The 18,051-nt window shown below is 63.6% G+C and carries 5 protein-coding genes; all 5 read right to left on the reverse strand.

Annotation, left to right across the window (positions count from 1 at the left end):
- Positions 1 to 8: 8 nt before the first annotated feature.
- The 5 genes from OEJ36_RS30440 to typA all read right to left on the reverse strand — a co-directional run bounded on the left by OEJ36_RS30440 (position 9) and on the right by typA (position 17,991).
- Positions 9 to 11,855 carry a DUF637 domain-containing protein gene (locus tag OEJ36_RS30440; protein WP_317891567.1) on the reverse strand — a complete coding sequence of 3,949 codons (11,847 nt, stop codon included), beginning with the start codon at positions 11,853 to 11,855 and terminating at the stop codon, positions 9 to 11.
- A gap of 22 nt (positions 11,856 to 11,877) precedes the next feature.
- A complete protein-coding gene (locus OEJ36_RS07390; RefSeq protein ID WP_263400946.1) occupies positions 11,878 to 13,566 on the reverse strand; it encodes a ShlB/FhaC/HecB family hemolysin secretion/activation protein in 1,689 nt (562 codons plus the stop codon).
- 191 nt (positions 13,567 to 13,757) lie between these two features.
- On the reverse strand, positions 13,758 to 15,092 hold the full coding sequence (gene uhpC, locus OEJ36_RS07395; RefSeq protein ID WP_317891568.1) for an MFS transporter family glucose-6-phosphate receptor UhpC: 1,335 nt from the start codon (positions 15,090 to 15,092) through the stop codon (positions 13,758 to 13,760).
- A 64-nt stretch (positions 15,093 to 15,156) separates the two neighbouring features.
- Entirely contained in the window at positions 15,157 to 15,957 is an 801-nt protein-coding gene (locus OEJ36_RS07400) for an inositol monophosphatase family protein (protein WP_263400947.1), read from the reverse strand.
- A gap of 216 nt (positions 15,958 to 16,173) precedes the next feature.
- Entirely contained in the window at positions 16,174 to 17,991 is a 1,818-nt protein-coding gene (gene typA, locus OEJ36_RS07405) for a translational GTPase TypA (RefSeq protein WP_021222131.1), read from the reverse strand.
- Positions 17,992 to 18,051 lie beyond the last annotated feature (60 nt).

Consider the following 18,051-nt stretch of genomic DNA (forward strand, 5'->3'; position numbering starts at 1 on the left):
TTTTTCCATTACGAATCAATCTCGCCTCGTTTTATTTTCTCGATATTATTTTTAAATGTATTTATCTCTGTCTCCAGATGCTGAACTCTTCTCTGTTGCTGCATTTTAATTGCCTCTTTGGGCATATTTTCCATACCCGGCCTAACAGTTAGATTATCTTTAAATTCTTGGATTTTCTTCTCATGCTTGGCAATTTGCTTTTCAAGAGATCGTATGGACTTTTGCTGCTGAACAGTTAATTCCCTTATACCTTTTTCAGCTTTTTCTGCTGCTTCCTTAGCTAGGGAATCGCCAAATTTCTTCTCAAGAGCCTCTGCTGCTTCCTTTCCAACTTTATCAGTGACCTTAGCTGCCACCTTCGCTTTGCCAGAGGCATCGGGGAAGCCCAAATCAATAATTAGTGGCAGATTATCAATCACATTTTCTTTAAGATTTTCCGGCAAGAATATTTTATAGCGTAATTCTTGGTCCCTGCGCAGCATATACCCGGCGAACGCAACGGCATCTTTATCTAGAGCCTGCGCAGCTGCTATGTCTTTTCTCCCGATGACCCTCAGTGCCTGAAGCGCTATTTCTGAATCGACAGCCTTAGGGCAAAGTGGATCTTTCTTACAGCGTTCCTTGGCCTCTTCAATCGCCTCACGAGTATTTTCTTCATGAAGTATATAATTGTACTGAGTCGCATTTTTTGCCACCCAGGACCCCGTCTGTAGATCCTTCTCGTCTCCCCCTTGGGCAACAGCTGCCAGCACCCCAACAACCTGTGAGTTCATCACCAGCAGGCTCTGCTTCTGCTCTGAGCCCATCTGCCCATACCAATCCGACAAATGATCGACTAGCGTTTCGTTAACTCCGGCAGCCAAAGCTCCAGTTTTGAAGTCTCCACCAGCCGCCTCGGCAGCCAGGCCACCCATCACAGCATGCAAACCGATCTTTGCGAGGCTCCCATCCTTCAGGTCCCATTTTTCTGGGCTAGTCTGGTCACCAATCCAATTGAATCCTGCAGCAGCAAAGGCGTTAGCAAGACTGCTACGCATGACATCGCTGAGTGAATTATCTCCCCCAAGCGCCCGATCAAGGATGGTTGATGCGCCACCTTGCAGTATCTGGTTTCCAGCAAAACGACCGATACCCTCCAAACTAGAAAGGTCAACAGTGACTTTGCCCGTGAGTGGGTCTGTCTTGGTTTGGAGCACCCCGTCAAATATCCCAGCCGTCAGGCCAGCAGTAACGCCACCGACCACATAGCCGCGAACAGCATCCTTTGATGTAACGTCATTAAAAATTGCGCCAAAATTGCCACGATTGTTAATCGTGCTAGTCGCAGCCTGTGATGCAACAGAACTAACAACCGTATTTGCAGCAGCAGCTTGCCAAGTACCTTGGGCGACACCCACTAAACCTGAGCCTGCGCCCCATGTTAGATAGGTAACAATAATGGCAATTATCATCGCGGCTCCGCCGCCCAAACCCGAATGGCTGTATTTGAAGGAGTCGTGCAACTCCTTCACACGTTGCCAATCAACATCTCCACGCAGCTCCATCTCCTTCAGCCATGCCAGATCGGGATCAGCCTTGACCATCGCATCGATAGCCTGGCTAACCGATTGCTCGCTTACCTCCTTGACGTCGATTTCCAAACCATTCACGGCTTGAATCACGAGGTCGCCCTTGGCTATCAGTTGGCTCTGCTGGACGGCTTCGTCCGTCCGGCCTTTGCCCTCGGCAGAAGTCCAGGCCCAACTGTTCTTGCTCTTCTCGTGGCTCTCCTGGTGCAGGTCCTTCACTGCTTCGAAGGCAATGGCACCGCCACTGTCCAGAGTCAGGTCGCCGCCGCTTTCCAGGCGTGCACGCTGGTAGAGCTGGTCACCGTCACTGACCAGGACGAGGTCGCCACCGGTGACGATGTCGCTGCCAACGTTGCGTACGTCGGTGACTTCATCGCGCTTGCTTTTCTTGCTGCCGAAGCTGCCCTTTTTCTTCTTGTCGTACAGGCTGTAGTCGCTGTCTTCAGCCGCCAGCAGGCTCAGGTCATTACCGGCGTAGAGATAAGCCTCGTTGCTTGCCTCAAGGCGGCTGGCCGTCAGGCTCAGGTCGTGGCCAGCCGTTAGCTTGAGGTCACCTCCCGAAACGATCTCGCTCCCCTGCTGCCGGACGCTGTCGCGCTCGATATCCAGTTGCTTGCGCTTGCGTTTGCTGTGGGATTCGTAATGGCTCTCGTTGGCTGCCGAGGCGATTTCGAGGTCGCGCCCTGCGGCCATGGCGATGTCGCCACCCGCTTCGACGCGGCTGGCGATCACCGTCAGGTCTCGGCCTGCTTCGACCTTGAGTTGACCTCCCACCTGCAAGTCACTGCCGTGTTGGGTGATGGTGGCTTCGCTCCAGCGGGATTTCTTGCCACGGCCTTCGGCACTGTCCACTTCGGTGGCTGAGCCAATGAGCAGGTCACGAGCCGCACTCAGGCTGGCACCGCCCCCAGCACTGATGACACTGCCGATATTGGCCAGGTCGCGACCAGCGGACAGGCTCAGGTTGTTGGCTGCCTCGATGCGGGCAGCGCTGTTCATGACAGTGTCTTGGCGTGCAGATGTGCCGCTCTGGGTCGTCAGGGTGGCCTGGCTGCGCTCGTTGATGATGTCGCCCTTGAGGGCGATGGCACTGACGTCGCGACCCGCGATGACGCCGCCCTGGGCGTTGCGGATGCTGTCGGTCGCCAGCAGGTCGAGGCGGCTTGCCGCTTCCATCAGACCGCTATTGACGATACTGCCAGCGGTGACGGCCAGGTCGTTGTTGGCCCGCAAGGTTCCCTGGTTGACGAGCTCGCCACCGGAAATCAGCGCAACGTCCCGGCCCTGGATCAACGCGCCATTGGGCGCAAGACGCCCCTTGGCCTGGGCCAGGTAAAGCACGGGCACCAGCACCTTCTCGCCATTCACTTCATGCTCTTCAAGCCAGACGATGTCATGGGTCAGTGCCGCCACCTGGGCATCAGTCAAGCCGATACCCAGAGAGAGGTTGAGGGACTGCTTGCTGGCGATGGCGTTGTCCATCAGGTAGCGGAACATCGCTTCATCACTGCCCAGGCCTGCGAGGTAGCGCTGGCCGGTGCGGGCAGTGATGGCTTCACGAACCAGACGCTGTTCGTAGAGGCCGTCCCCCAGTCGCTTCTGGGCTCGGTCGGGGTCATAGCCAAGCAGGCCGAGCAGGTAGTCGGAGCTGAGGAACTGCTTGAGGTTGGTGAGTTCCGGGTTGGTTTCGATCAGGTAGCGGTGCGGCCTGGACTGGGCATCCGCAGTCGGAAGGCCCCGCACACGATCGATCACCTGCTTCTGGGGATCACTGGTGTCGCCTGACGCGCTCGCGATGGCACCGCCCTGGGAGGGACCTCCACTCACGTCGTTGCGCTCGGGGACCACGGCGCCAGGAAACGCACCACTGGCTTCCACGTGGATCGGGTCGGCCTTGGTGCCGTCGACAGCCTGGCGACTACCCGCTTCCAGCTGATCGGTACCTGTCGGCCCGCGCTGAGCGAGTTGCACCTGGCGTGCCTGGGTGTCGGACAGGTCGCGCTCACGCTGGGCGAGGTCGATGCTGCCGCCCGCCATGCTCCAGCTCGGCGGGCCCTGATCAGCCCGGGTCGCATCGGCGTCGCTGGCAGCAGTGCTGCTCAGGCGGAACAGGCCATTCGGCCCGGTGGGAATGCTGAAGCCGGGCAGTGAAAGCGGGTTGACCTGCTTTTGCGCGAGATCAGGCGGGAGTTGCGCGTTGATCAGTACCACATTGCCGCCGGTACTGGCGGCGACCGACGTATCGGAGACCTTGCTGGCACCACCGGAGTAGGCGACGTTACTAAGGCTGAGGCCGTTGCCCAGACTACTGGAGGCCTTGATGGTGACGTTGCCACCGGCCTGGATGATGGCATTGGCCACTACCTTGCCAGAGGTTGGGATCCAGTAGTCCGAGACATGGAACAGGCCGCTCGGGACTGATGCCAACACTTGATCCAGCGTTATTGCACCGGGCTGATACTCCTCATAGGCAGGGTTGTTGTATTGGTTGAAAAGCCCCTGGTTAGTGATGAAGGCGCCGTAGTATGGTCGATGTCGCGTGTACCCTCCCGCCGAGTAGCGGCGCTGCTCACCACCGCCAGCACCGACGTTATTGAAGTCGGCGGTTTCGATATTGATATTGCCCGCTGCAGAAACACTGCTGTGGCGATTGCTGAACATAGAACCCGAGTGGTTGAGATCTCCCCCGGCATTGATGAACGCACTGGCCGAAGACTCACCGGCGACAACAAAATCTTCGTAGTTCTCTACCGCACTGAAGTACCACTCGCACCCCTTGCCCTTGCAGAAATCATCACCAGTAATGGTGATGCTCCCGGAGACCAATCGGCGCTCCACCTTGAACTGATCACGGCGATTCTCGAGAGTATCGACATGCAAGTTCATATCTTTCGAGCTCTCGAGCGTCGCAGAGATGTTCTCCAGCATCGCACTGCGCGCGCCTGCATCATCGGCCGCGATGCTCAATGAACCCAGGCTGTAGATATCGGCAAAGCGGTTCTTCAGGTTGCTGACACGCAACACCATGTCATCACCGCTGAAGATCAGGCCGTGCTCGTTCAACAGGGTCGGTGTCGTCAGCCGCAGTTTCTCTCCACTGCCGAGGGTGCCGAAGTTCTCCAGTTGGCCCGCATTGAGCATCAGCTCACCGGCGGAGGTCAGTACGCCATGATTGGCAAACAAACTCCCGATCTTGACGTTGGCATTGCCACCACTGGTGATGCGACCGGCCGTGGGCAGGGTCAGCTGGGCGACGCCCAGGTCGAGGTCGCCCAAGCTGGTCACACGCCCATTGCCGTCATAGGTCCCGCTGAGCTGGAGGCTGAGCACGCCGTCGCTGGCGATCAAGCCGTCGTTGCTCCAATCGGCACCGGAGCCGGTGAATGAGCTGCTGGCCAGCAACTGGCCGATGGCAGTCTGCTGGAACTGGCCAACATTCACCGTCAGGCGCCCCGCCTGGATGATGCTGCTGTTGATCCAGCTGTCTGCCTCAAGGGTCAGGCCGCCCCGGGTGACGATGCTGCCACCGGCGTTGGCTACGTTGGCCAAGGCGATATCGAATGCGCCGCTGCCAACATGGAGCAGCGCGCCCCCGGCATTCTGGAAGCTGCCCGCCGTCAGGCCGAAGTCGGTATTGGCGGCTTCCAGGGTGCCATTACGGTTGTCCAGGAAGCCTTGCACGCTCAGCTGACTGCGACCCGTGGTCCCCAGGCTGCGGAGCTGCCCACCACGGTTGTCCAGCGAGGCGGCGGCGATGGCCAGGATGCTGTCGCTTTCGATGATGCCCTGCTGGTTGTCCAGGGCACCGGCGAGGCTGAAGTCGACACGCTGGGCGGCGATCTGCCCGGCGTTGCTCAGGTTGTTGCCGGTGACCTTGAGCAGGCCTCGGGCGTAGAGGCCGCCCTGGCTGTTATCGAGGTTTCCGCTGCTGGCGAGTAGTGCATCACCGCCCAGGGCCGAGATGTGCCCGCCCTGGTTGAGGAAGGACGTCGCGCCCAGCTCCAGGGAGCGGCCCTGGATCACGCCAGCCTTGCCGGCGCTGGCCCTGTTGTTGAGCCAGCCGCCAAGGCGGGCCTTCACCCAGCCCTGCACACTGGCGAGGGTGCCGCCACGGTTGTCGAGGTTGCCGGCGCTGATGGCCAGGTTGCCCGCCTGGCTGAGGGTGCGGCCCCCCAGGTTGGCGAAAGTGCCGGTGTCGATGGCCAGGTCGCCCTGGGACTGGATGACACCCAGGCTGTTGCCCAGCTTGGCGGACTTGATCCGGATGCCGGCATCACGGCTGTAGATCAGGCCGTCGTTGTCGTTCTGCAGCGCGCCGCTGGCGGTAAGCAGCAGTGCGCCATTGGCGGCGAGGGTGCCGCGATTGCGGTTGTCCAGGTTACCGGCCAGCAGGGTCAGGAGGCCCTGGCTGGCGATCTGGCCACCTTGGTTGTCGATCCGGGTCGCGCCGTGCACCAGCAGCGGCCCGGCGCTGGCCAGCTTGCCGTTGGCGTTGGTGAAGGAGCCCAGGAGGCTCAGGTCGATGGCGCCATCGCTGGCGATGCTGCCATCGCCGTTGTCGACGTCAATGACACGCAGATCCAGCAGTTGCTGGGCCTGCAGCGAGCCAGCAGCGTTGCTTAGGCTGGCAGTCTGGAGGCTGAGTGCAGCGCCGCTGTCGATCTGCCCACCGGCGCTGTTGTTCAGCTCATTGGCGATGTCCAGCTGCTGGTCGCCGCCACTGGAGAGAATGCCCTTGTCGCTGTTGTCCAGGCGGGTGGCCTTCACGTCCAGCCGCCTCTGGCTGACGAGGGCGCCTTCAGCGCTGTTGAGCAGCTCGCCCGTGAGGCTGACGGCGAGGTCGCCATTGCGACTGGAGAGGGTACCGAGGTTGCGGTTGTCCAGGCTCAGTGCACTGATGCCAAGCCCCTGCCAGCCAGAGAGCAGGCCGCCCTGGTTGTTCAGCCCGGTGCCTGCCAGAGCGAGCTGGCCGCTGCTTATCAGCTTGCCGCCTCGGTTGTCGAGGTTGCGCAGAACCAGGTTGAAGCCCTGGCTGCTGCTGATCTCACCGGCCTGGTTGGCCAGGTCGCGCAGCCGCGAGATGTGCAGCGGCCCCTGGGTGAGAATCAGGCCACCCTGATTGTCCAGGTCGCCGCCATTGAGGTCCAAGCGCAGGCCCACGGCACCGATCAGGCGGCCCTGGCGCTGGATGAGCCGGTCGAGGGCCAGAAGCATCGAGCCCCTGGCGGAGACCTCGCCGTCGTCGCTGGAGTCAAGCGTGCCGGCCTGCAGGTCGAGCGTGCCCTGGCTGTTGATCAGGCCCCGGTCGCGGTTGTCGATGCCCTGGGCCTGGAGTTCGAGGGCAGTGCCGGCCAGCAGGCTGCCGCCGCGGTTGTCGAGATGGCCGGCGTTCAGCGTGAGACGCTGGGCAGCGTTGATCAGGCCCTGGTCGTCATTGACGAGGGCGCCCGTGGTGTCGACGCGGGTATCGCCACGGCTGGTGAGGGTGCCACCGCTGTTGGCCAGGCCGGTGGCCTGGGCATCGAGCCGGGCGCCGGCGACCAGCCCCTTGAAGTTGGCCAGCGCCTGCTCGATGCGCAGGGTCAGGGCCTGGGCACTGAGCAGCTTGCCGCTGGTGTTGTCGAGGCTACGGGCGGCCAGGGTGAAGGCCTCTTGGCTGGATACCTCGCCGCCCTGGTTGTCGAGGTGGCCAAGGTTGTTCAGCAGCAGTTGGCCGGGGGCGTTGATCAGGCCCCGGCGGTTGTCGAGGTCACCACCATTGAGGTCGAGGCGCAGATCGGTGTCGCTGAAGAGCTGGCCGCCCTGTTGTTCCAGGCGACTGACGCTCACGTTGAGCGCCATGTGGCTGCCGATGGCGCCAGCGTTGTTCACCAGCTCCGCCGTGGTCAGGTCCTGCGTTTCGGCGCTGTTCAATTGCCCCTGGCTGTTGTCCAGCCGACCGCTGGCGATCTGCGCCCTGCCCTTGGCGGACAGCATGCCCTGATGGTTGCCAAGGCTGGTACTGGACAGCCACAGGCTGTCATCGGTGAGCAACTGACCCTTGTCGTTGACCACCGCACCACGGCTGTCGATGACCATGGCGCCCGCGCTGGAAAGGCTGCCGCCGCTGTTATCCAGGCTGCCAACCGCGAGGTCCAGACGGCCGTCGCTGTCGATCAGGCCTGCGCTGTTGCTCAACGCATCCCGCAGGACGATGTCGAGGGTTTGCAGGCTGAGCAGGCGACCACCGCTGTTATCCAGGCTGGCACCCGCGAGCACTACCCCGGCATTGCCGGAAATCAGGCCCTTGGTGCGGTTGATCAGGTGCTCGATGGCGAGGACCAGGCCGCTGCCAGCCAACAAGCGGCCGCTGTCGCTGTTGTCGAGGTGGCTGCCGCTGAGCTGGACAGTGCCCTGGCCGGAAATCTCACCACCACGGTTGTCGACCTCGCCCGCCGCGAGGAGCAGGTCCGCGTCAGCGCTGATCAGGCCATTGGCACTGTTGTCGAGTTGGCTGACCTTCAGCTCCAGGTTGCCCCCGGCGAGCAACAACCCGCCACGCTGATCTAGGGTGCCGAGATCAGCCCGGAGACTTTCCCTGCTCGTGATCTCCCCGGCGCGGTTGTCCAGGCTGCCGGCACTCAGGTCCAGCCGCCTGGCGACGATCGCTCCCTTGGCGTTGTCCAGGGCCTGGGCGATACGCAGCAACAGGGTCTGGTTGCTGAGCAGCTGGCCGCCGCCGTTGTCGAGTTGCTGGGCGGCCAGGATGAAGCCTTGATGGCTGGATATCTCGCCGCCGCGGTTGATCACCTGCCCGAGGTTGCGCAGCAGCAATTGCCCGGGGCCGTTGACCAAGCCACCGTCGCTGTTGTCCAGCAGGCCGTGGCGCAAGTCGAGGCTGAGGTCGCTCCGGCTGAAGAGTTCACCGCCGCCCCGCTGGTCCAGCCCGGAGACCCGAGCGGTCAGACGCTGGCCGCTGGCGATGCGACCCTGGTCGCGGTTACTCACCTGGCCGGCGTTCAGTTCCAGGACACCGGAGGCGGTCAACCTTCCGCCCTGGCGGTTGTTCAAAGCGCCCGTTGCCACCTGTGCATCGCCCTTGGCACTGACGGTTCCCGCCGCGCTGTTATCGAGGCTGGCACTGGCCAGGTCCAGGCCGGCGTCGGTGACGATGGAGCCACCCTGGTTGGCCAGTTGGCCGGCACTCGCCAGGCTCAGGTCGCCGGCACTGGAAAGGGCACCGTGTTGATTGTCGATGCGACCGGCCTGGAGCGTCAGGGTGCCGTCGCTGCTGATCAGGCCCTGACGGTTGAGCAGTTCGCCTTGCGCCCCGCCGACCTTGGGCGCGAGGGATATGACCAGTCCCCCAGTGCTGGCCAAGGTGCCATCGCTGTTGTCCAGGCTGCTGCCGCCGAGGGTGACCGCCTCACGGCCGAAGACCAGTCCCTTGGCCTGATTGATCACTCGCTCCACGGCAAGCATCAGGCCGGCACCGGCCAGCAATTTGCCGCCGCTGTTGTCCAGCCACTGACCGGCCAGCTTGACGCCGCTCTGGCTGGACAGCTCGCCGCCCCGGTTGTCGAGGTTGCCGATTTCGAGTTCCAGCGCTTTTGTGCTGCCCACCAGGCCACCCTGGCGATTGTCAAGGGTGCGGGCCTGCAGCCGCAGGTTGCCCTGGCTGACCAGCTCGCCGCCCTGCTGCGCGAGGCTGCCGAGCACTGCGCTCAAGTCGCCCTGGCTGGCAATGCGGCCCCGGGCGTTGTGCACCGCCTCGGCCTCCATCGACAGCGCCCCGCTGGCGGTGATCCGGCCTTGCTGGCTGTTGTCCAGCTGACCCAGCTTGAGCATCAGGGGGCCAGTGGCCGAGAGCGCGCCGGCGCGGTTGTCCAGGTGATTGCCATCGAGCCTGACGCGATCCTGGCCGCTGATTTCACCCCCACGGTTATCCAGGCGGCCGGTCAGGATGGCGAGGCTGCCTTTGGCGAGCAGGCTGCCCTGGCCCTGGTTGTCGAGCAGGTCGCTGACGCGTGCGTTTAGCCCACCGTCCGCCACCAGGGTGCCCCGGCGGTTGTCCAGGCTGGCGGCTTGCAGGTCGAGGTCACGCCGGCTACCGAGGGTTCCGCCCTGGTTGTCCAGCGCCCCCTTCAGGGACAGGGCCAACCCGATGTCCGCCAGCAGGTCGCCACCCTGGTTGTCCAGGCTGGATGCACTGAACCGGGTCGCTCCGCCGCTGGATATCTCGCCGTCACGATTGCTGGCGTGACCGGCGACATGGAGTAGCAGGTCACCGGCGCTGGTAACCAGGCCGTCGTCGTTGCCCAGGGACGCGCTGTGCGCCTCCAGGGCGGCGGCGGAGATCAGCCCCTTGAGATTGTTCAGCGCCTGGTCGACGCGCACGTTCAGGGCCTGGGCGCTGAGTAGCTTGCCGCCGCTGTTGTCGAGGTTGCGGGCGGCCAGGGTGAAGGCCTGGCGGCTGGAGATTTCACCGCCAAGGTTGCTGACGTCGCCCAGGTTGGTCAGCAGCAGTTGGCCCGGCGCGTTGAGCAAGCCGCCGCTGTTGTTCAGGTGGCCGCCACCGAGGTCCAGGCTGAGGTCGCTGTTGCTGAAGAGCCTGCCGCCGCTGCGCTGGTCCAGCGCAGTGACGCTACCCGACAGCTTGCCTTCGCTGGCAATGCGGCCGGCGTCGCGGTTATCCACCGCGCCGGCCTGCAGGTCGAGGGTCGCACCGCTGGTGAGCTGACCACCTCGATTGTCCAAGGCGCCGGATTTCAGTTGCAGCTGCCGGCCAGCACCGAGGCTGCCGCTCTGGTTGTTCACCGCGGCGCTGGCATCCAGTCTCAGCGCCTGTTGGCCGATGATCCTGCCGCTGCGGTTGTCGACGCTGGCGACCTTAAGGTCGGCACGGGTCTGGCTGGACAGTTCACCGCCACGGTTATCCAAATGACCGAGCTTGGCCTCCAGCTTGCCGGCACTGCTCACCAGTCCGGCCTGGCTGTTCCGCAGTTCGTTGGCGGCGAGTGCCAGCCCGCCCTCCGCTAGCACCCGCCCCTGACGGTTGTCCAGCGTGGCGGCAGTCACCCGGGCATTGCCCCGTGCGCTCAGGGTTCCACTCTGGTTATCCAGGGTTTTCTCGGCTTGCAGTCCAAGGCTGCGGCCGGCCACCAGGCTGCCGGTGTTGCGCACGTCGCGTGCTCGCACCGTTACATCGCCGCCCCCTGGGCGCCGGCCGTCGGGGCTGACACCCGCCTCGATGACACCCTGGTTGACGGTGGTTCCACCACTGGCCAACTGGACAGCGTCCTTCGCCGCCAGGCTCTGGCGAACCACCAGATCGCCCTGCGTCTCGAGTGCGGCACTGCCACCCGCATAAGCGGTCGCTGTCAGTTCTGCGCTCTGTGCCTTGACCTGCAGATCACCCTTGGCCGCCGACTGCGCCAGGGTCAGCTTGCCGGCGGTGTCGATGCGGATATCCCCTGCACTCGCGGCCATGTCACCGGCCAGCTTTACGCCAACACCAGCCTCGGTGCCCACCAGGCGGATAGCCCCGGCGTACATCCCTCCGAGTGCGGAGCTGTCGATGGCTAGGCTCGGGCGAGCGCCGTCATCCCCACCACGCGAAGTGGCTGCCAGGTCGTCTGCGCGGACGTCATTGCGACCGGCCACGATCTCCAGACGCTGGGCATGCAGCTCGGCGTTGATCCGGGCGCTGCGGGTGATGAGGTCGAACTGGCCGACATTCGTGGCGTCGAGGCCGGCACCCTCGATGGCAATGTCGCCGCCATCCACACGGAAGCCTTGCAGCCGGTCATTCTCGAACAGCGGCTTGCCAGTGCTGAGGGTGGCGCGCGGCGTGTTGATGAAGCCGCACCCGTCACAGGTGATGCCATGGGGGTTGGCCACTATCACCCGCGCCGAATGCCCCGCTACCTCGGTATACCCCTTCAGTTGGCTGCGATTGGTGCCGGTCACCTCGTTGAGAATGGTGCCCGCCGCACGCCCCTGCAGGTTGGGGTTGCCTACGACTATGCCGCCCAATTGAGTGGCCTGGGTCCTGTCCGTGACGTTGTTGAGGATCAGGCCCTGGGCGCCGACGTTGTAGTCAGTGAACCGGTTATGGGAGAGCCCGCTGCCATCTGGGGTGGCGATGTTCACCAGCGGCACGCCATTGCCGGCCTGGTGAAGGGTGGTGTTGCCCCCCGCCGCCCGATCCACGGCGAGATCGGCCGCGACACTGACGATGGGGTTGAGGAACATCACGCCGATCAGCGCAGTGGCGAGGTTCTGGAAGAAGGGGGTGCGGATATCCATATCGGGCTCCTTGGCGAACGCTTCAGAAGAAGAGATCGAGACGGAAATAGGCCGGACGCTCACGACGCTCGATGGCGTGCGGCCGCTCCAGGGAGTGAGCCAGGGTCAGCGAAGCGGCGAGGTGCGGCCCGCGGGCGCTGAACTCGAAGGCATGGGAAGAAAGGCGGCCGTGCTGGCCGGCGTTGTGCGCATCGCCATGGGCGACCCCCAGGTCGTAGGCGATGGCCAGACCGTACTCCTGCACGAAGGGCCGTATCGGCTCCCACCTTGCCGGCAGCCGCCAACGCAGCTGGTTGCGCCAGTAGGCGCCGGTATCGGCATACAGCGACTGCTCCTTGTAGCCACGCACGGCGCTCAAGCCGCCCAGGCCAAGGCGCTGCGAACTGAAAAGCACATCCTCGCTGCGCTGCCCATGGACGAGGCTGTCGAAGCTGAGGGTCTGCTCTCCGAGAGTGAATGGCTGCAGGTAGCTGGCGGTGAGGCTGTACTTGTTGAAACGGGCGACGGGGTCGTCCTTCCTTGGGCGCCCAGCGCGCTGTGCATCCAGCGCACCGATTCCCCGCTGCCAGCCCGCATCAAGGTTGAAGAAGCCGGTCCCTAGCCTGCGCCCATGGCTGAGGCCGAACTGGAAGTCGCTCAAGCGGTTGCTGGACTCACGGATCAGGCTGTCTTCGACGTAGTTGCGGGTACGCAGGTGGCCCAGGCCGAAGCTGACTCCGGTCCGGCTCAGGCTGTCACGATGGAGGACCCGCTCTGCGCGAAACTGATGGCTCTTGCTCTCGCCATCCAGCGCGAAGGCGAAGCCCAGCCCCTCGTTGCGGGTGCGGTAGTAGCTCTGGCTGTAGCTGTAGGCAAAGGTCCACCAGCCGTAGGGAAGGCTGTAGGAGAGCCCTTGATTGGCCGAATGGCGCCAGTGGTCACTGACGGCGTCTCCGCCCCCACGAAGGCTCAACTGATCGGCCAGCCCCAAGGGGCTGTCCCATTCCAGGCTGCCGCCCCATTGCTGCTCCCCTGTGCTGGCCTGACCATCGTTATGGCGATTCAGGCCAGCACGCCACGGGCTGCCCCGTACACCCGTCAGCAGAACCTTGCTTCCCCCCACGGCCTCACCTGGCAGCAGCTCCAGTTCAGCAGAGCGGGAAGGCAGGCGACCCAACTGGTCAACCGTCTGCTCCAGCTCGCGGAGATTCAGCAGGCCCCCTTCAACGGCTGGCGACACCATGGCCAACTCGCGGGCACTGGCGATGCCTGAACCCTCGAGAGCCTCCAGGCGCCCTTCCACTATCACCACGAGCAGCTCGCCACCGGATAGGTCCTGCTGCGGCAGGTAGGCACGAGAGGTGACATAACCACGATCAAGATAGAAACCGGTGATGGACTGGAGCACGCGGTTCAGGCCCGCATCGCCAAGGCACTGCCCGAGATAGGACGACAGCAGCTCCCCACGCTGTTTCTCGTCAATCAGCTCGGCGCCCTGTAGACGAATCCTGCTGACGTTCACGCAATGCGCATCCTCGTCCTGTCCGGGCTCCAGCTGTTTAGGCTGGAGAGGCAGCTGCTGCAGCTCCTCCAGGCGTTTGCGCTGCTCCTCGATAAGGTGCTGCTGCCGCTCGCGGATCAGATCCCTGTCCCCCGGGAGCGGCGCGGCAGATGCTGCCCCAAGGGGTAGAAGCACCAGTATCAGCAGGGTCAACGAGAACGAACGACACACGGCGAGCAGTCCTTGCAGGGGCCAGATGAACAGGCGCCTATGAGAACAACTCGCCAATGGCAAACCTATCGGCCGGCGCCCAATGAGTGCTGGCGAAACGTCTTAAGCGGCAGGCGAAACAGGGCCAGCTCTGTAGGGACGGCAAGCCAGGAGCGTCACGGAAGAGTGGCCCTGCCCGATCGCAATCGGCTTCAGCCCGCCGCCGGTTTACGCGCCCCCAGCAACGGCAGCAGCAACACAACGGACAACAGCGTGGTGGCCGACAGCGCCAGGAAGAAGCCGTCCCAGCCCCAGGTGTCGGTCACCCTGGCCAGCGGGTAGCCGGACAGCGCGGCGCCCAGATAGCCGAATACACCGACGAAGCCGGTGGCAGCGCCGGCGGACTCCTTGTGCGCGGCCTCGGCCGCCGCCATGCCGATGAGCATCTGCGGGCCGAAGATGAAGAAGCCGATGAAGAAGAAGCAGCCGGCGATCAGCGGGTAGTGATCGATGCGCAACGCCCAGAGCATGCCCACCGAGAGCAGGATGCCCAGGGTGAAGATGATGTTCATCGGCACCCGGTTGCCCTTGAAGAAGCGGTCCGAGCCCCAGCCGGCGACCAGGGTGCCGATGAAGCCGCCGATCTCCAGCCAGAAGATCGCCGAGTTCGCGGTGAGCAGTTCGTAGCCGTGCTGCTCCTGCAGGTAGCGGTTGCCCCAGTCGTTGATGCCGATGCGCACCACATAGACGAACAGGTAGGACGCGGCGAGCAGCCAGATGAAGCGGTTGCTGAACACGTAGCGCTGCAGGATCTGCCACATCGGCAACCGCGCACTGTGCTTTTCCTGCTCCAGTTCCAGCTCGTCCCGCCGCCAGGCACCGATGGTCGGCAGGCCCATCGACACCGGGCGGTCGCGCAGGCGCACACAGAGGAACAGGCCGACCGCGATGCCGATGATGCCCGGCACTATCATCCCGTAGCGCCAGCCGTAGCCCATCGCCAGGGCCCCGGCCAGCAGCGGTATCAGTGCGCCGCCGACGTTGTGCGAGGTGTTGCAGATGGCCCACCAGAAGCCGCGCTCGTTGCGCGAGTACCAGGCCGTCATCAGCTTGGCGCAGGGTGGCCAGCCCCAACCCTGGAAGAAGGCGTTCAGCGTCCACAGCGCGGTGAACGCCAGCAGGCTGCTGCTGAAGCCGAAGAGGATGTTGATGATGCCGGTGATGATCAGCCCCAGGCCCATGAAGTAGCGCGGGTTGGCGAAGTCGCTGAGCATCCCGGAGATGAAGCGCGAGGCGCCGTAGACGATGTAGAACATCGAGAGGATGGCGCCACCGGCGGCCCGCTCCCAGCCCAGGTCGTCGAGCATCGCCGGCATGATCGAGTTGAAGCTGCGGCGGGTGAAATAGAACACGGCATAGCCGGCGTACAGGCCGAGCATGATGTGCATGCGCCAATACCGGTAGGCGGCGTCGATTTCCTCCTGGCTGCGATCTACAGACACTTCCGGCATGGCGCGGAACCAGCCCAGCCACTTGCTCAAGACCATCTCTGCTCTCCCCTTCTGGCGCCGTCGTGGCGCTCTTGTTCTGCTTGCCGGCCGGCCCTTGCCCTCAGGCCAGCCGCTGGATCAGTTCGAGGGCCTCGCGGTGGCGGGCCGGGTCGCCCGCCGCCAGCACCCGGTTGCCACTGGCCAGGGTGATCGGCCGCCCCTCCCAATCGCTGATCACGCCCCCGGCGCCTTCGATGATGGGGCGCATGGCCGCGTAGTCGTAGAGCTGGAGGCCGGCGTCCAGGGCCAGGTCCGTGCGCCCGCAGGCGAGCAGGCCATAGCTGCGGCAGGCACCGCCGTAGACACGCCAGCCGCTGCGCTGGCGAAAGCCCTGCAATACCGGCAGCTCGTCCGGCTGGAAGAAGTCGGGGCTGCTGACCGAGACAAAGGCCTGCGCCAGGTCGGCGCAGGCGCGGGTGCGGCATTCGTGGCGGCCCTGGCGGTTGAACAGCAGGGTGGGCAGGCCCGGGCGCCCGACCCAGTATTCGTCGGTGGCCGGCTGGTCGATCACCCCGAGCACCGGCACGCCCTGATGCAGGAGCGCGATCAGCGTGCCGTACACCGGCATGCCGGCCATGAGGGAAGCCGTGCCATCTATAGGGTCCAGCACCCACAGCCATTCGGCATCCCGCTCGCGGGCACCGAACTCCTCACCCAGCACGCCATGGCCCGGGTAGCGTTGCTGGATGCACTCGCCAAGACGCTGCTCGATCTCCAGGTCCAGCTCGGTCACCAGGGTGCGATCCGGTTTGAACTGCGAGGCCCAGTCATTGCGGGATGCGAGCAGCGCCCGGCTCTCGGCTACCAGGCCCTGCGCGAATACCAGCCACTCATCCAACTGCCCCGGGGAATACACAGCCATCGTCGGCCTCCGTCAGCCCATGCTCGGCAGCCATGAGAGCAGCTCGCCGCAGGAGGGCCTATCGGGCGCGGCCTGGTAAGTGCCGGGGAAACGTCTAAAGCGAGGACGGAAGCGGGCGCAGCCCTGCAAGGCGGTCTGGGTCAGGCAAAGTCAGCGCCCATGAAAAAGCCCCCGCCGGATCACTCCGACGGGGGCTTTTCAGATACTGATCGAAGATCAGACCTTGGCGCGCTCGTAGCGCTTGCGGTCGTTCTCGTTCAGCATTTTCTTGCGCAGGCGGATGGACTTCGGAGTCACTTCCACCAGCTCGTCGTCGGCGATGAATTCCAGCGCCTGCTCCAGGGTGAAGCGGATCGGCGGAACCAGGGCGATGACTTCGTCTTTGCCCGATGCGCGCATGTTGTCCAGCTTCTTGCCCTTGGTGGGGTTGATCACCAGGTCGTTGTCACGGCTGTTGATGCCGGCCAGCTGGCCTTCGTAGATCTCGTCGCCTGGGCCGAGGAACAGCTTGCCGCGGCTTTGCAGGGTTTCCAGCGAGTAGGTCAGGGCGGTGCCGGTGGCCATGGAGACCAGTACGCCGTTCTGACGGTTGCTGACTTCGCCGGCCTTGATCGGGCCGTAGTGGCTGAAGGTCGAGGTCAGGATGCCGGTACCCGAGGTCAGGGTCAGGAAGTTGTTACGGAAGCCGATCAGGCCACGCGCCGGGATGGTGTATTCCAGGCGTACACGGCCCTTGCCGTCGGGGATCATGTTGGTCAGATCGCCCTTGCGCAGGCCCATCTGCTCCATCACCGAGCCCTGGTGCTGCTCTTCGATGTCGATGGTGACGTTCTCGTAGGGCTCCTGCTTGTCGCCGTCCTTCTCGATGATGACCACTTCCGGACGGCCTACGGCCATCTCGAAGCCTTCGCGGCGCATGGTTTCGATCAGTACGGAGAGGTGCAGTTCACCACGGCCGGAGACCTTGAACTTCTCGGCGGATTCGCCCGCTTCGACGCGCAGGGCGACGTTGTGCAGCAGTTCTTTTTCCAGACGGTCCTTGATGTTGCGGCTGGTGACGAACTTGCCTTCTTTACCAGCGAAGGGCGAGTCGTTGACCTGGAAGGTCATGCTCACGGTCGGCTGGTCGACGGTCAGGGGCGGACGGGCTTCGACGTTCTGCGGGTCGCACAGGGTGTCGGAGATGAACAGCTCTTCCATGCCGCTGACGCAGACGATGTCGCCGGCTTCGGCTTCAGCGACTTCGACGCGCTGCAGGCCGGAGTGACCCATGATCTTCAGGACGCGGCCGTTGCGCTTGGTGCCATCGTCGCTGATGGCGACCACCGGGGTGTTGGACTTGATCTTGCCGCGGGCGATACGGCCAATGCCGATCACGCCGAGGAAGCTGTTGTAGTCCAGCTGGGAGATCTGCATCTGGAACGGGCCGTCGACGTCGACGTCCGGAACCGGAACGTGGTCGATGATCGCCTGGAACAGCGCGTCCATGTTGTCGTCCATCTTCTCGTGGTCGAGGCCGGCGATGCCGTTCAGGGCGCTGGCGTAGACGATCGGGAAGTCGAGTTGCTCGTCGGTGGCACCGAGGTTGTCGAACAGGTCGAAGATCTGGTCGATGACCCAATCAGGGCGCGCGCCCGGACGGTCGATCTTGTTGACCACGACGATCGGACGCAGGCCGGCCTTGAACGCCTTCTGGGTCACGAAGCGGGTCTGCGGCATGGGGCCGTCCTGGGCGTCGACCACCAGCAGCACGGAGTCGACCATCGACATCACGCGCTCGACCTCACCGCCGAAGTCGGCGTGGCCGGGGGTGTCGACGATGTTGATGTTGTAGCCGTTCCATTTGATGGCGGTGTTCTTCGCCAGAATGGTAATGCCGCGCTCTTTTTCCTGGTCGTTGGAGTCCATCACGCGCTCGCTTTCCGCTTCTTTGCGGTCGAGGGTGCCGGACAGCTTCAGGAGCTTGTCGACGAGGGTGGTTTTGCCATGGTCGACGTGGGCGATGATGGCGATGTTGCGTAGTTTTTCGATCACTTGTGCATCTCGATCAGAGGATTCGGTTCGCCGCTGAGTCTAGGCGGCCTGTATGAAAAA

It is taken from the genome of Pseudomonas sp. PDM13 (assembly GCF_025685765.1).
GTDB lineage: Bacteria > Pseudomonadota > Gammaproteobacteria > Pseudomonadales > Pseudomonadaceae > Metapseudomonas > Metapseudomonas solani.

Coding starts and splice junctions, on each gene's coding strand:
- uhpC (WP_317891568.1), bottom strand. CDS start 15,092: ATGGTCTTGAGCAAGTGGCTGGGCTGGTTCCGCGCCATGCCGGAAGTG.
- OEJ36_RS30440 (WP_317891567.1), bottom strand. CDS start 11,855: ATGGATATCCGCACCCCCTTCTTCCAGAACCTCGCCACTGCGCTGATC.
- OEJ36_RS07400 (WP_263400947.1), bottom strand. CDS start 15,957: ATGGCTGTGTATTCCCCGGGGCAGTTGGATGAGTGGCTGGTATTCGCG.